The organism is Streptomyces sp. SL06, from assembly GCF_058244745.1.
Window position 1 is genome coordinate 5,404,277 of the sequence record NZ_JBSYOT010000002.1, and the last position, 12,334, is coordinate 5,416,610.

The 12,334-nt window shown below is 72.7% G+C and carries 14 protein-coding genes; 12 read left to right on the plus strand and 2 right to left on the minus strand.

Translation table 11 applies throughout. The features are described from left to right. Positions 1-120: 120 nt before the first annotated feature. Positions 121-1,698: an oxidoreductase gene (locus tag AC4IHM_RS24745; protein ID WP_490869201.1), complete on the minus strand. Its 1,578-nt coding sequence runs from the start codon at positions 1,696-1,698 to the stop codon at positions 121-123. Between the two features lie 199 nt (positions 1,699-1,897). On the opposite strand from AC4IHM_RS24745, the gene hisD reads away from it, so the two are divergent. From hisD to AC4IHM_RS24795, 10 genes are all read left to right on the plus strand, one after another. After that, positions 1,898-3,223 carry a histidinol dehydrogenase gene (gene hisD, locus AC4IHM_RS24750; protein ID WP_490869202.1) on the plus strand — a complete coding sequence of 442 codons (1,326 nt, stop codon included), beginning with the start codon at positions 1,898-1,900 and terminating at the stop codon, positions 3,221-3,223. Continuing rightward, positions 3,220-4,326 (plus strand): histidinol-phosphate transaminase, encoded by a 1,107-nt coding sequence (locus tag AC4IHM_RS24755; RefSeq protein ID WP_490869203.1) that lies wholly within the window; start codon positions 3,220-3,222, stop codon positions 4,324-4,326. The genes hisD and AC4IHM_RS24755 overlap by 4 nt, the downstream gene beginning before the upstream one ends. Further along, a complete protein-coding gene (gene hisB / locus AC4IHM_RS24760; protein WP_490869204.1) occupies positions 4,323-4,916 on the plus strand; it encodes an imidazoleglycerol-phosphate dehydratase HisB in 594 nt (197 codons plus the stop codon). The genes AC4IHM_RS24755 and hisB overlap by 4 nt, the downstream gene beginning before the upstream one ends. 3 nt (positions 4,917-4,919) lie before the next feature. After that, a complete protein-coding gene (locus AC4IHM_RS24765) occupies positions 4,920-5,084 on the plus strand; it encodes a hypothetical protein (protein WP_490869205.1) in 165 nt (54 codons plus the stop codon). After that, entirely contained in the window at positions 5,075-5,725 is a 651-nt protein-coding gene (gene hisH, locus AC4IHM_RS24770) for an imidazole glycerol phosphate synthase subunit HisH (protein ID WP_490870927.1), read from the plus strand. The genes AC4IHM_RS24765 and hisH overlap by 10 nt, the downstream gene beginning before the upstream one ends. 2 nt (positions 5,726-5,727) lie before the next feature. Beyond that, positions 5,728-6,453 (plus strand): bifunctional 1-(5-phosphoribosyl)-5-((5-phosphoribosylamino)methylideneamino)imidazole-4-carboxamide isomerase/phosphoribosylanthranilate isomerase PriA, encoded by a 726-nt coding sequence (priA, locus tag AC4IHM_RS24775; protein ID WP_490869206.1) that lies wholly within the window; start codon positions 5,728-5,730, stop codon positions 6,451-6,453. Beyond that, positions 6,450-6,845 carry a RidA family protein gene (locus AC4IHM_RS24780; RefSeq protein ID WP_490869207.1) on the plus strand — a complete coding sequence of 132 codons (396 nt, stop codon included), beginning with the start codon at positions 6,450-6,452 and terminating at the stop codon, positions 6,843-6,845. The genes priA and AC4IHM_RS24780 overlap by 4 nt, the downstream gene beginning before the upstream one ends. Before the next feature lie 25 nt (positions 6,846-6,870). Continuing rightward, positions 6,871-7,626 carry an imidazole glycerol phosphate synthase subunit HisF gene (gene hisF, locus AC4IHM_RS24785; RefSeq protein ID WP_490869208.1) on the plus strand — a complete coding sequence of 252 codons (756 nt, stop codon included), beginning with the start codon at positions 6,871-6,873 and terminating at the stop codon, positions 7,624-7,626. Between the two features lie 74 nt (positions 7,627-7,700). Next, on the plus strand, positions 7,701-8,288 hold the full coding sequence (locus AC4IHM_RS24790; RefSeq protein WP_490869209.1) for an ArsR/SmtB family transcription factor: 588 nt from the start codon (positions 7,701-7,703) through the stop codon (positions 8,286-8,288). Positions 8,289-8,301: 13 nt separating this feature from the next. Further along, entirely contained in the window at positions 8,302-9,564 is a 1,263-nt protein-coding gene (locus tag AC4IHM_RS24795) for an MFS transporter (protein WP_490869210.1), read from the plus strand. A 29-nt stretch (positions 9,565-9,593) separates the two neighbouring features. On the opposite strand, the gene AC4IHM_RS24800 is transcribed toward AC4IHM_RS24795, so the two are convergent. Beyond that, positions 9,594-10,229 carry a TIGR03085 family metal-binding protein gene (locus AC4IHM_RS24800; RefSeq protein ID WP_490869211.1) on the minus strand — a complete coding sequence of 212 codons (636 nt, stop codon included), beginning with the start codon at positions 10,227-10,229 and terminating at the stop codon, positions 9,594-9,596. 81 nt (positions 10,230-10,310) lie between these two features. Here AC4IHM_RS24800 and hisI point away from each other — a divergent pair, with 81 nt between their 5' ends. Both hisI and AC4IHM_RS24810 read left to right on the plus strand, forming a co-directional pair. Beyond that, positions 10,311-10,712 (plus strand): phosphoribosyl-AMP cyclohydrolase, encoded by a 402-nt coding sequence (hisI, locus tag AC4IHM_RS24805; protein WP_490869212.1) that lies wholly within the window; start codon positions 10,311-10,313, stop codon positions 10,710-10,712. 20 nt (positions 10,713-10,732) lie between these two features. Then, positions 10,733-12,253: an anthranilate synthase component I gene (locus tag AC4IHM_RS24810; RefSeq protein ID WP_490870928.1), complete on the plus strand. Its 1,521-nt coding sequence runs from the start codon at positions 10,733-10,735 to the stop codon at positions 12,251-12,253. Positions 12,254-12,334 lie beyond the last annotated feature (81 nt).

The following is a 12,334-nucleotide window of genomic DNA, read 5'->3' on the forward strand; positions in this document are numbered from 1 at the left end:
CGGTGGGCGGGGGTGCCCGTGGTCGGTTGCGGTGGACCGGAACCCGGGTCGCCGGAGGGGCGGGAGCCCTGCTTGTCGCGGGGCTCCGGTCGGTCGCGGCCGGGTGGGGTCCGCTCGGGGTCAGTTGCGGCGGAGCAGGCGGGTGGCGCCTGCCGCGACCGTGGTGGCCAGGAACCAGCCCAGGAGGATGAAGGCCGCCGCCAGCCACTGCCAGCCGTCGTGGAGCTGCCAGAAGCCCGCCTGGCCCAGGTCGATGACCGGGAGCAGCAGGTCCAGGGCGAAGAGCGCGGGGTTCCAGTCCGGATGCTCGCCGTTTCGCAGCGGCGGCGGCTCGGCGCGGGCGAAGGCGAGCGAGCCGGCCGCCCACAGCACCGCCATCCACACCGCGGCCCGGCCCGGCCGGTAACCGTAGGCGACCGTCCAGTCCTGCGCGTATCCCACCAGCTTCGCGGCGACGGGCAGGCTCTCGCGGCGCCGCCGGTGCTTGGCGAGCAGCACCTCGCGGGCGTCCTCGTCCTCACCGCCGGCCCGCAGCACGGCGGCGAGCCGCTCGTACGGCTCGGGGTTGTACTCGGCGGTGGCGGCGACCACCCACCGCAGCCGCTTCTCCAGCGGGAACGGCCCCCGCGGCACCAGGTTCTCGTAGGCGAAGCCGCCCATGTGCAGCCGGCCGGGCCCCGGCCAACTGTCGGCCCGGTCCATCAGATTGACGACCCGCGCCCCCGACAGCACCACCCGCCCGCGCGCCGGCCGATCGCCGAGGAAGCGCAGCTCGGGCGTCTGCACCCGGCGCAGCGACAGCTCCTGTTCGTCGGTGAGGGTGAACCGCGCGTGTTCGAGGTCGACCGCGTCGCCGAACCGCCCGTCGTCCAGCCGTATCCCGCCCTCGCACTCGAACCGCCTGATCCGCGTCCCCCGCGCGGGCGTGGTGCCCCGCAGCAGCGGGCTGCCAAGCCCCGCCGGCGTCATGTACAGCGTGCGCTCCACCGTCAGCTGCGGGGCGTTCAGCGCGTGCCGGGTGTACGGGTTCAGCAGCCGGGCGCCGCGCAGGCTCAGCGAGACGCCGACCTGGGCGCTGCGCAGACTCACCTCGCCGTACGACTCCAGCATCTCGGCCTGGAGGTCCTGCCCGACGGTCATCCCGTCCGCCGCGATGGAACGGCCGCTTCGGTCCCGGTGCACGATCGCCTGGTTGAGCAGCAGGTCGGTGCCTATCTGCGCGTCGGTGAGCCGGATCCCGCCGCGGAACCGGCAGCGCGGCAGGTGCAGGTCGCCCTCGGTCTGCAACCGGGCCGCCTCCAGCCGCGGTATCGAGCAGTCCACCAGCCGCACGGTCGTGAAACGGGCCTCCGGCAGCAGGACCTCCCGCTCGAAACGGCAGCCCCGCAGCTCCACATAGGGCACCACCGTGCCGCCCGCGAGATCCATCGTGCCGCGGATCCGCACCCCGACGAGCTGCAACGACGACACGCGTCCCGCGAGGGCGGGCGGACCGTCGAGAAGCAGCCAGCACACGATCCGGGCCCGCACGGTCCGCTCCGGGCCCCAGGGGTGCCCGCCGTGCGGATCGTCGGCGAGCGCGTCGCCGCTGCTCAGGTCGTACACACTGCCGTTGCGGAAGGCCTGCCACATGCCGGCCTCGGCGGCGGTCAGGTCGTCCGGCGGCTCTCCGTCACGGCGGCCGGCCCCCTCGGTCACGGTGCTTCACTTCCTCCCCGACTACTCGTCGGTCGCTCACGCTTCGTACAACCGTTCATGCCCACTGAGTGACGCGTTGAACACTCAAAGTGAGCAAAAACCGGCTGAGTTCACTGTGCGTGGCCGCGGCCCGGCGTGTTCCGTATCAGCCATTGATACGTGCGGACCGCGCCCGACGCGGGTCTGAGAGAATTGGATCGTGATCTCCCGAATCGATCTGCGCGGCGACGCCCTCCCCGAGGGTCCCGCCCTGCGTGACCTGCTGCCCCGAGCCGACTTCGACGTCTCGGCCGCCCTGGAGAAGGTGCGGCCGCTCTGCGAGGCCGTGCATCATCGTGGCGACGCGGCGCTGATCGACTTCGCCAAGCGGTTCGACGGGGTCGCGATCGAGCAGGTGCGGGTCCCGGCCGAAGCCCTCACGCGCGCGCTGGAGGGGCTCGACCCGGCCGTGCGCGCCGCCCTGGAGGAGTCCGTCCGCCGCGCCCGTCTGGTCCACCGGGAGCAGCGCCGCACGACCCGCACCACCCAGGTGGTGCCCGGCGGCTCGGTCACCGAGAAGTGGGTGCCGGTCGAGCGCGTCGGTCTCTACGCGCCCGGCGGACGCTCGGTCTACCCCTCCTCCGTGATCATGAACGCGGTGCCCGCGCAGGAGGCCGGGGTCGGGTCGGTCGCGCTCGCCTCGCCCGCGCAGGCCGAGTTCGACGGCCTGCCGCACCCGACGATCCTCGCCGCGTGCGCGCTGCTCGGCGTCGACGAGGTGTACGCGGCCGGTGGCGCCACCGCCGTCGCCATGTTCGCGTACGGCACCGAGTCCTGCCCGCCCGTCAACATGGTCACCGGCCCCGGCAACATCTGGGTCGCCGCCGCCAAGCGCTACTTCACCGGAAGGATCGGCATCGACGCCGAGGCCGGTCCCACCGAGATCGCGGTCCTCGCCGACGCCACCGCCGACCCGGTGCACGTCGCCTCCGACCTGATCAGCCAGGCCGAGCACGACCCGCTGGCGGCGGCCGTCCTGGTCACCGACTCCGCGGACCTCGCGGACGCGGTCGAGAAGGAACTCGGGCCCCAGGTCGAGGCCACCAAGCACGTCGACGAACGGATCGCGCCGGCCCTCAAGGGCAGGCAGTCCGCGATCGTGCTCGTCGACGGCATCGACGAGGGGCTGCGCGTGGTGGACGCCTACGGCGCCGAGCACCTGGAGATCCAGACCGCCGACGCGGCGGCCGTCGCCGACCGGGTGCGCAACGCCGGCGCGATCTTCGTCGGCCCCTGGGCGCCGGTCTCGCTCGGCGACTACGCGGCCGGCTCCAACCACGTCCTGCCCACCGGCGGCTGCGCCTGCCACTCCTCGGGCCTGTCCGTGCAGTCCTTCCTGCGCGGCATCCACATCGTCGACTACACGCGCGACGCGCTCGCCGAGGTCGCGCACCACGTGGTGACGCTGGCGGAGGCGGAGGACCTGCCCGCGCACGGCGCGGCGGTCAAGGCCCGGTTCGACTGGAAGGTTCCCGAAGGCAAGTGACCGGCATCGACGATCTCCCCGTACGGGACGAGCTGCGCGGCAAGTCCCCCTACGGCGCGCCCCAACTCGACGTGCCCGTACGGCTGAACACCAACGAGAACCCCTACCCGCTGCCCGCGGCGCTGGTCGAGCGGATCGCCGAGCGGGTGCGCGAGGCCGCCCGCGACCTCAACCGCTACCCGGACCGGGACGCGGTCGAGCTGCGCACCAGGCTGGCCGAGTACCTCACCGACACCTCCGGTCACGAGGTCGGCGTCGCCAACGTGTGGGCGGCCAACGGCTCCAACGAGGTCATCCAGCAACTGCTGCAGACCTTCGGCGGGCCGGGCCGCACCGCGATCGGCTTCGAACCGTCGTACTCGATGCACGCCCTCATCGCGCGCGGCACCGGCACCGGCTGGATCTCCGGGCCGCGCCACGAGGACTTCACCATCGACGTGCCCGCCGCCGTGCGGGCCCTCGCCGAGCACCGCCCGGACGTCGTCTTCATCACCACCCCCAACAACCCCACCGGCAACGCGGTTCCGGCCGAGACAGTCCTCGCCCTCTACGCGGCGGCGCAGGCCGCGAAGCCCTCGATGGTCGTCGTGGACGAGGCCTACATCGAATTCAGCCACGGCGCCTCGCTGCTGCCGCTGCTGGCCGGCCGGCCCCATCTGGTCGTCTCCCGCACGATGTCCAAGGCGTTCGGTGCGGCCGGCCTGCGCCTGGGCTACCTCGCCGCGCACCCGGCCGTCGTCGACGCCGTGCAGCTGGTACGGCTGCCGTACCACCTGTCGGCCGTCACCCAGGCGACCGCGCTGGCCGCCCTGGAGCACACGGACACGCTGCTGAAGTACGTCGAGCAACTGAAGACCGAGCGGGACCGGCTGGTCGCCGAACTGCGTGCCATCGGCTACGAGGTGACCGAGTCCGACGCGAACTTCGTCCAGTTCGGACGGTTCGCGGACGCGCACGCCACCTGGCGGAAGATCCTCGACCGGGGCGTCCTGGTCCGGGACAACGGCGTACCGGGATGGCTGCGGGTGACCGCCGGCACCCCGCAGGAGAACGACGCGTTCCTCGACGCGGTACGTGAAGTCAAGAAGGAGCAGAACACATGAGCCGCGTGGGACGCGTGGAGCGTACGACCAAGGAGACCTCGGTCCTCGTCGAGATCGACCTCGACGGCACCGGCAAGACCGACATCGCCACCGGCGTCGGCTTCTACGACCACATGCTCGACCAGCTCGGCCGGCACGGCCTGTTCGACCTCACCGTGAAGACCGAGGGCGACCTGCACATCGACTCCCACCACACCATCGAGGACACCGCCCTCGCGCTGGGAGCCGCCTTCAAGCAGGCCCTCGGCGACAAGGTGGGCGTCTACCGCTTTGGCAACTGCACGGTCCCCCTCGACGAGTCCCTCGCCCAGGTCACCGTCGACCTGTCCGGCCGCCCCTACCTCGTGCACACAGAGCCCGAGCGGATGGCGCCGATGATCGGCGAGTACGACACCACGATGACCCGGCACATCCTGGAGTCCTTCGTCGCCCAGGCACAGATCGCGCTGCACGTGCACGTGCCCTACGGGCGCAACGCGCACCACATCGTGGAGTGCCAGTTCAAGGCGCTGGCCCGTGCGCTGCGGTACGCGTCCGAGCGCGACCCGCGCGCGGCCGGCATCCTGCCTTCCACGAAGGGCGCGCTGTAACCCATGAACGGTTCTTCCACCGCGCTGATCGTCGTCGGCCTCTTCTTCCTCGGCGGCGTCATCTCCTTCGTCAAGCAGAAGATGCCCAGGGGCCTCATCGTGCTGCTCTCCATCGGCGCCGCCATGTGCCTGCTCACGGGTGTGCTGAGGCTGGAGGTCTGGAATTGACCTCCGCCGCCAAGCGGGTCGTCGTCTTCGACTACGGCTTCGGCAACGTCCGCTCCGCCGAGCGCGCCCTCGCGCGCGCGGGAGCCGATGTCGAGATCACCCGTGACTACGACACGGCCATGAACGCCGACGGGCTGCTGGTCCCGGGCGTCGGCGCCTTCGCCGCCTGCATGGAGGGCCTGCGGGCCGCCCGCGGCGACTGGGTCGTCGACCGCCGGCTGGCGGGCGGGCGCCCGGTCATGGGCATCTGCGTGGGCATGCAGATCCTGTTCGCGCGCGGCATCGAGCACGGTGTCCAGGCCGAGGGCCTGGACCAGTGGCCCGGCACGGTCGGGCCGCTCAAGGCCGATGTCGTGCCCCACATGGGCTGGAACACGGTCGAGGCACCGGCCGACTCCCAGCTCTTCGCCGGCCTGGACGCGGACGCCCGCTTCTACTTCGTGCACTCCTACGCCGTCCACGAGTGGGCCCAGGAGACGCACAACCCGCTGATCGCCGCCCCCAGGGTCACCTGGTCCACGCACGGCGAATCCTTCGTGGCGGCCGTGGAGAACGGCGCCCTGTGGGCCACGCAGTTCCACCCCGAGAAGTCCGGCGACGCCGGAGCCCAGCTCCTCACCAACTGGATCGAGACCCTGTAGAGATGAGCACGCTCGAACTCCTCCCCGCCGTCGACGTCCGCGACGGCCGGGCCGTCCGTCTCGTGCACGGCGAGTCCGGCACCGAGACCTCCTACGGCTCCCCGCTGGAGGCGGCCCTCGCCTGGCAGCGCTCCGGCGCCGAGTGGCTGCACCTCGTCGACCTGGACGCAGCGTTCGGCACCGGGGACAACCGCGGGCTGATCGCCGAGGTCGCGCGGGCCATGGACATCAAGGTGGAGCTGTCCGGCGGCATCCGCGACGACGACACCCTCGCCGCCGCGCTCGCCACCGGCTGCACACGCGTGAACCTGGGCACGGCCGCCCTGGAGACCCCCGAGTGGGTCGCCCGGATCATCGCCGAGCACGGCGACAGGATCGCGGTCGGCCTGGACGTACGCGGCACCACGCTCCGGGGCCGCGGCTGGACCCGGGACGGCGGCGACCTCTACGAGACGCTGGCGCGCCTCGACAAGGAGGGCTGCGCCCGGTATGTCGTCACCGACATCGCCAAGGACGGCACCCTCCAGGGCCCCAACCTGGAACTCCTGACGAACGTCTGCGCGGCCACCGAGCGCCCGGTCGTGGCCTCGGGCGGTGTCTCCTCCCTGGACGACCTCCGCGCGATCGCCGGCCTCGTCCCGGCCGGTGTCGAGGGCGCCATCGTCGGGAAGGCCCTGTACGCGAAGGCGTTCACCCTGGAAGAAGCCTTGGAGGCTGTGGCGTCATGACATCCGAAGCCGTACGGCGCGTGCAGAGTGGAAGTCCCTGGGAAGAGTCCTTCGGTTTCGCACGGGCCGTGGCGGCGGGTGATCTCGTGATCGTGGCGGGCACCACCGCCTTCAAGGGCGACCTGCTGTACGGCGACGGAGACCCGTACGAACAGACCCGGGTGGCCTTCGGCACCGCCGTCGAGGCGATCGGCGAGTTCGGTCTCGGCATCGGGTCCGTGGTCAGGACCCGGGTGTATCTGGCCCATGCGCGGGATGTCGACGAGGTGGGCCGCGCCCACAAGGAGCTGTTCGACTCCGTGCGCCCGGTCACGACCCTGCTGGTCGTGGGGGGCTTCATGGACTCGCGGGTCCTGGTGTCGGTGGAGCTGGAAGCGTTCGCAGGACAGTGAGAAGCAGTAGAGGAGCCGTGGATTCATGACCCTGGCGGTCCGAGTCATCCCCTGCCTGGACGTGGACAACGGCCGGGTCGTCAAGGGCGTCAACTTCCAGAACCTGCGCGACGCGGGCGACCCCGTCGAGATGGCCAAGGTGTACGACACCGAGGGCGCCGACGAGCTGACGTTCCTGGACATCACCGCCTCGTCGGGCAACCGCGAGACGACCTACGACGTGGTGCGCCGCACCGCCGAGCAGGTGTTCATCCCGCTGACCGTCGGCGGTGGGGTGCGCACCGCCGAGGATGTCGACAAGCTGCTGCGGGCCGGTGCGGACAAGGTGGGCGTCAATACGGCGGCCATCGCCCGTCCCGAGCTGATCCGCGAGATCGCCGAGCGGTTCGGCCGCCAGGTCCTCGTCCTGTCGGTCGACGCCCGCCGCACCGGGGCGGGCACCTTCGAGGTGACCACCCACGGCGGCCGGCGCGGTACCGGCATCGACGCGGTGGAGTGGGCGCACCGCGCCGCCGAGCTGGGCGCGGGCGAGATCCTGCTGAACTCGATGGACGCGGACGGCACCAAGGACGGCTACGACCTGGAGATGATCGCGGCGGTCCGCAAGCACGTGTCCGTCCCGGTGATCGCCTCCGGCGGCGCCGGCCGCCTCGCCGACTTCCCGCCCGCCGTCGCCGCGGGCGCGGACGCGGTCCTGGCGGCGTCCGTCTTCCACTTCGGCGACCTGCGCATCGGCGAGGTCAAGTCCACGCTGCGGGAGGCGGGGCATCCCGTCAGGTAGCACCCCGGAAAAGCGAAGGGAAAGTTGCGCAACGAATATTGTGCAACTTTCCCTTCGTAATCTACGGTGAGGGCATGCCGAGTCGTGAGAACCGCCCCATCACCGACGTGGGCACCCTGAAGGCCCTGGCGCACCCCCTGCGCATGCAGCTCTACCGCGCGCTGTGCATCACCCGCACGGCGACCGCCTCGCAGCTCGCCGAACAGGTCGACGAGGCCGTCTCCCTGGTCAGCTACCACCTGCGCAAACTGGCCGAGCACGGTCTTGTCGAGCAGGCCGAGCCGCAGAGCGCCGACGGCCGGGAGCGGTGGTGGCAGCCCGCCTCCGACGGGGTGAGCATCCGCGACAAGGACTTCAGGGACGCCCCCGAGAAGGCCGCCGCCCACCTCGCGGCCACCCGGCTCTTCCACGAACAGCGCGCCGACATGTACCGCCGCTACCTCGACGAACGCCCCACCTGGGGACCCGAGTGGAACTCCGCCGCCCCCGACAACGAGTCCCTGCTGCGGCTGAACCCCGCCGAACTGGCCGAACTCGGCGCGGAGTTGCTCGCCCTGGCCAGGAAGTACGACGAGCTGGGCCGGGCCGCCGAAGCCGCCGGCGACACCGAAGGGCGCGAGAACGTGGCGCTGCACGTGTACGGATTCCCCTTCCGTGTCTGAGGGGACCACGTCCGTGCCCGACGCACTCATACCCCGGGCAGCCCCCACCGCCCCGCCGGCCCACCGCGACGCCAACGTTCTGCGCTGGCTCTCCGCCTACACCGCCTCCATGCTCGGGGACAGTGTCTTCTTCCTCGCGCTGTCCTGGGCCGCCGTGCGTGGCGGCAGCCCCGCCGAGGCCGGGGTCGTCACCGCCGTGAGCGCGCTGCCCCGGGCGCTGCTCATGCTCGGCGGGGGAGTGGTCGCCGACCGGCTGGGACCGCGGAAGGTCGTCATCGGCAGCGACGCCGTACGCTGCGTCACGGTCCTGGCGGTCGCCGCGGTGCTCTTCGCGGCCGACCCCGGACTGTGGCTCCTCGCCCTGCTCGCGTTCGTCTTCGGCACCGTCGACGCCCTCTTCCTGCCCGCCGTCGGGGCGCTCCCGGCGCGGATCACCGGCAAGGACCAGCTCGCCCGCGTCCAGGGCATGCGCGGCCTCGCGGTCCGCTTCGCCGCCGTCGTGGGCGCCCCGCTGGGCGGGCTCGGCGTGGCGGTCGGCGGTTCGGCCGCCGCCTTCGCGCTGGCCGGAGTGCTGATCGCGGTGTCGGTGCCGCTGCTGGTCTCCGTACGCATGCGCGAGCTGCCGCCCGACGGCACCGGCACCGGCACCGGGGCCGCCCGGGACGCCACCGCCTGGCGCGACCTGCGGGCCGGGCTGCGCCACATCCGCCGGCACCGCGTCCTCGGCCCGCTGATGGTGGCCATCGCGCTCGGCGACCTCGGCTTCGTCGGCCCCCTGAACATCGGCCTGACCCTGCTCGCGGACGAGCGCGGCTGGGGCGCCTCCGGCATGGGCTGGGTCCTCGCGGGATTCGGCACGGGTGCCGGAGCCGCCGCCCTGCTGCTGACCGTACGCGGACGCCTGCCGCGTGCCGGATGGGTCGCCGCCGGCGCCGTCGTCCCCGGCGCGGGCGCGATCGGCGCCCTGGCGCAGGCGCCCGGCCTCGCCGCCGCCGTCGGCATCGCGGTGGCCGTCGGACTGCTCACGGGGCTCAGCGGCGCCATGTGCGCCGCCCTGCTGCAAACCCAGTCCGACCCCGCCTGCCTGGGACGCGTCACCGCGGTCAGCGGCCTCGTCAGCCTCGGCATCGCCCCGCTCAGCATGCCGCTGACCGCCGCCGCCATCGGCGTCTGGGGCACCGGCCCGGTCTTCGCCGTCAGCGCCGCGGTCTGCGGGCTCGGCGGGGTCGTCGCCCTGTGCGCGCCCGGCGTACGGCGGGCCGAACTGCCGGGGTAGGCGCCCGGCCCCGCCCCGGCCGCCCGGCCTCAGATCCCGAGCTGCTTCGTCTCCCGCAGCTTGGCGATCGCGTCCTCCTCGCCCGCCAGCTCCACCCTCGCGGCGCCCTGCCGGCCGAACGCGAACAGCAGCAGCTCGGACGGCTCGCCGGTCGCGGTCACCACCGGCGTACCCCGGTGGGCGACCGTCGTCTGGCCGTTCGGGCGGCGCAGCACCAGACCCGTCGGGATGCCGCGGCCCATCAGCCGGGCGGCGCGCTCCAGACGGGACCACAGGGCGTCCTGGAAGACCGGGTCCAGCTCGCGGGGCGACCAGTCGGGCTGGGCACGGCGGACGTCCTCGGCGTGGACGTAGAACTCCACCGTGTTCGCCGCCTCGTCGACCTGCTTGAGCTGGAAGGGCGAGAACCGCGGCGGCCCGGTGCGGATCAGCTGGAGCAGCTCCTCGTACGGCTTCGCGCCGTACTCCTCCATCACCCGGTCCAGCCGGGACGCCAGCGGCCTGATCAGGGTGCCGCCTGCGGCGTCCGGCCGGCGCTCGCGCACCACCACGTGCGCGGCGAGATCACGGGTCCGCCAGCCCTCGCAGAGGGTGGGTGCCTCCGGTCCCGCCGTTTCCAACAGGTCCGCGAGCAGAAGTCGTTCACGCTTGGCGAAAGTCGACATGCAGTCAGCTTACGGCGGCCGGCCGGGTCCGCCCAATGGACAGTGCCGGGCCGGGCCCGAACCGCGCGGCACAATGGGCGCATGACCAGCAGCTCCCCCCGGCCGTCCGGCCCGCTCGCCCCGGAGATCGCCGCCCGCCTCAAGCGCAGCGCCGACGGCCTCCTGCCCGCCATCGCCCAGCAGTACGACACCGGGGAGGTGCTGATGCTCGGCTGGATGGACGACGAGGCCCTGCACCGCACGCTGACGACGGGACGCTGCACCTACTGGTCGCGCAGCCGCCGGGAGTACTGGGTCAAGGGCGACACCTCCGGGCACTTCCAGTGGGTGAAGTCCGTCGCCCTGGACTGCGACGCCGACACCGTCCTGGTCAAGGTCGACCAGATCGGCGCCGCCTGCCACACCGGCGCCCGCACCTGCTTCGACGCCGACGTGCTCCTCACCGACGGCGCGGGAGCCGACGCGCCCGCCGCGGGTCAGTAGGGTCTGCCGCCATGGACGTCATGGACCTCGACACCTTCCGCAAACTCGCCGCCGACCGCCGGGTGATCCCGGTGAGCCGCAAGCTCCTCGCCGACGGCGACACCCCGGTCGCCCTGTACCGCAAGCTCGCGGCCGAGCGCCCCGGCACCTTCCTGCTGGAGTCCGCGGACGGGGGCACCTCCCAGGCGTTCAGCACCGGGGGAGGCCGATCCTGGTCCCGGTACTCCTTCGTCGGCGTGCGCAGCGCCGCCACGCTCACCGAACGGGACGGCAGGGCCCATTGGCAGGGCACCCCGCCCGTCGGCGTCCCCACCGAGGGCGACCCGCTCGCCGCCCTGCGCGCCACCGTCGAGGCCCTGCACACCCCCCGCGACCTCGCCCACGACCTGGGCCTGCCGCCCTTCACCGGCGGCATGGTCGGCTATCTCGGCTACGACATCGTGCGCCGCCTGGAGAAGGTGGGACCCGGCGAGCGGGACGACCTGAAGCTCCCCGAGCTGACCATGCTGCTCACCAGCGACCTCGCCGTGATGGACCACTGGGAGGGCTCGGTCCTGCTGATCGCCAACGCGATCAACCACAACGACCTGGAGACCGGCGTCGACGAGGCCTACGCCGACGCGGTCGCCCGCCTGGACGCCATGGAGGCCGACCTCGCGCGCGCGGTCGCCCAGCCCCCGGCCGCGCTGCCGCCCTCCGAGCTGCCCGAGTACACCGCGCGGTGGGGCGGCCCCGACTTCCGGGCGGCCGTCGAGGACGTCAAGGAGCGCATCCGCGCGGGCGAGGCCTTCCAGGTCGTGCCCTCGCAGCGGTTCGAGACACCGTGCACGGCGAGCGCCCTCGACGTGTACCGGGTGCTGCGGGCCACCAACCCCTCCCCGTACATGTACCTGCTGCGCCTCGACGGCTTCGACATCGTCGGATCGTCGCCCGAGGCCCTGGTCAAGGTCGAGGACGGGCGCGCCATGGTGCACCCCATCGCCGGCACCCGGCCCCGCGGCGCCACCCCGCGGGAGGACCAGGCCCTCGCCGACGAACTGCTGGCCGACCCCAAGGAGCGCGCCGAGCACCTGATGCTGGTCGACCTCGGCCGCAACGACCTCGGACGCGTCTGCGAACCCGGCTCCGTCGAGGTCGTCGACTTCATGTCCGTCGAGCGGTACTCGCACGTCATGCACATCGTCTCGACGGTCACCGGCCGGGTCGCCCGGGGCCGCACCGCCTTCGACGTCCTCACCTCCTGCTTCCCGGCCGGCACCCTCTCCGGCGCCCCCAAGCCGCGCGCCCTGCAGATCATCGACGAACTCGAACCCTCCCGGCGCGGCCTGTACGGCGGCTGCGTCGGCTACCTCGACTTCGCGGGCGACTCCGACACCGCCATCGCCATCCGCACGGCAGTGCTGCGCGACGGCACGGCCCATGTGCAGGCGGGCGCCGGCGTCGTCGCCGACTCCGACCCGGTCGCCGAGGACATCGAGTGCCGCAACAAGGCGGCGGCGGTGCTGCGGGCCGTGCACACAGCCAACCGGCTGGGGCAATAGGGCGGACCGCCGGGGCGGTGGGGCGATTCTCACGTCGGCCAATCCGAACCCCGGGTGACGGTTCGCCCGGGGTTCGGGTGA

Excerpts from the sequence above, each read along its gene's own strand:
- hisB (WP_490869204.1), top strand. The coding sequence starts at position 4,323 with ATGAGCCGCGTGGGACGCGTGGAGCGTACGACCAAGGAGACCTCGGTC.
- AC4IHM_RS24765 (WP_490869205.1), top strand. The coding sequence starts at position 4,920 with ATGAACGGTTCTTCCACCGCGCTGATCGTCGTCGGCCTCTTCTTCCTC.
- priA (WP_490869206.1), top strand. The coding sequence starts at position 5,728 with ATGAGCACGCTCGAACTCCTCCCCGCCGTCGACGTCCGCGACGGCCGG.
- AC4IHM_RS24780 (WP_490869207.1), top strand. The coding sequence starts at position 6,450 with ATGACATCCGAAGCCGTACGGCGCGTGCAGAGTGGAAGTCCCTGGGAA.
- hisF (WP_490869208.1), top strand. The coding sequence starts at position 6,871 with ATGACCCTGGCGGTCCGAGTCATCCCCTGCCTGGACGTGGACAACGGC.
- AC4IHM_RS24790 (WP_490869209.1), top strand. The coding sequence starts at position 7,701 with ATGCCGAGTCGTGAGAACCGCCCCATCACCGACGTGGGCACCCTGAAG.
- AC4IHM_RS24800 (WP_490869211.1), bottom strand. The coding sequence starts at position 10,229 with ATGTCGACTTTCGCCAAGCGTGAACGACTTCTGCTCGCGGACCTGTTG.
- hisI (WP_490869212.1), top strand. The coding sequence starts at position 10,311 with ATGACCAGCAGCTCCCCCCGGCCGTCCGGCCCGCTCGCCCCGGAGATC.
- AC4IHM_RS24810 (WP_490870928.1), top strand. The coding sequence starts at position 10,733 with ATGGACCTCGACACCTTCCGCAAACTCGCCGCCGACCGCCGGGTGATC.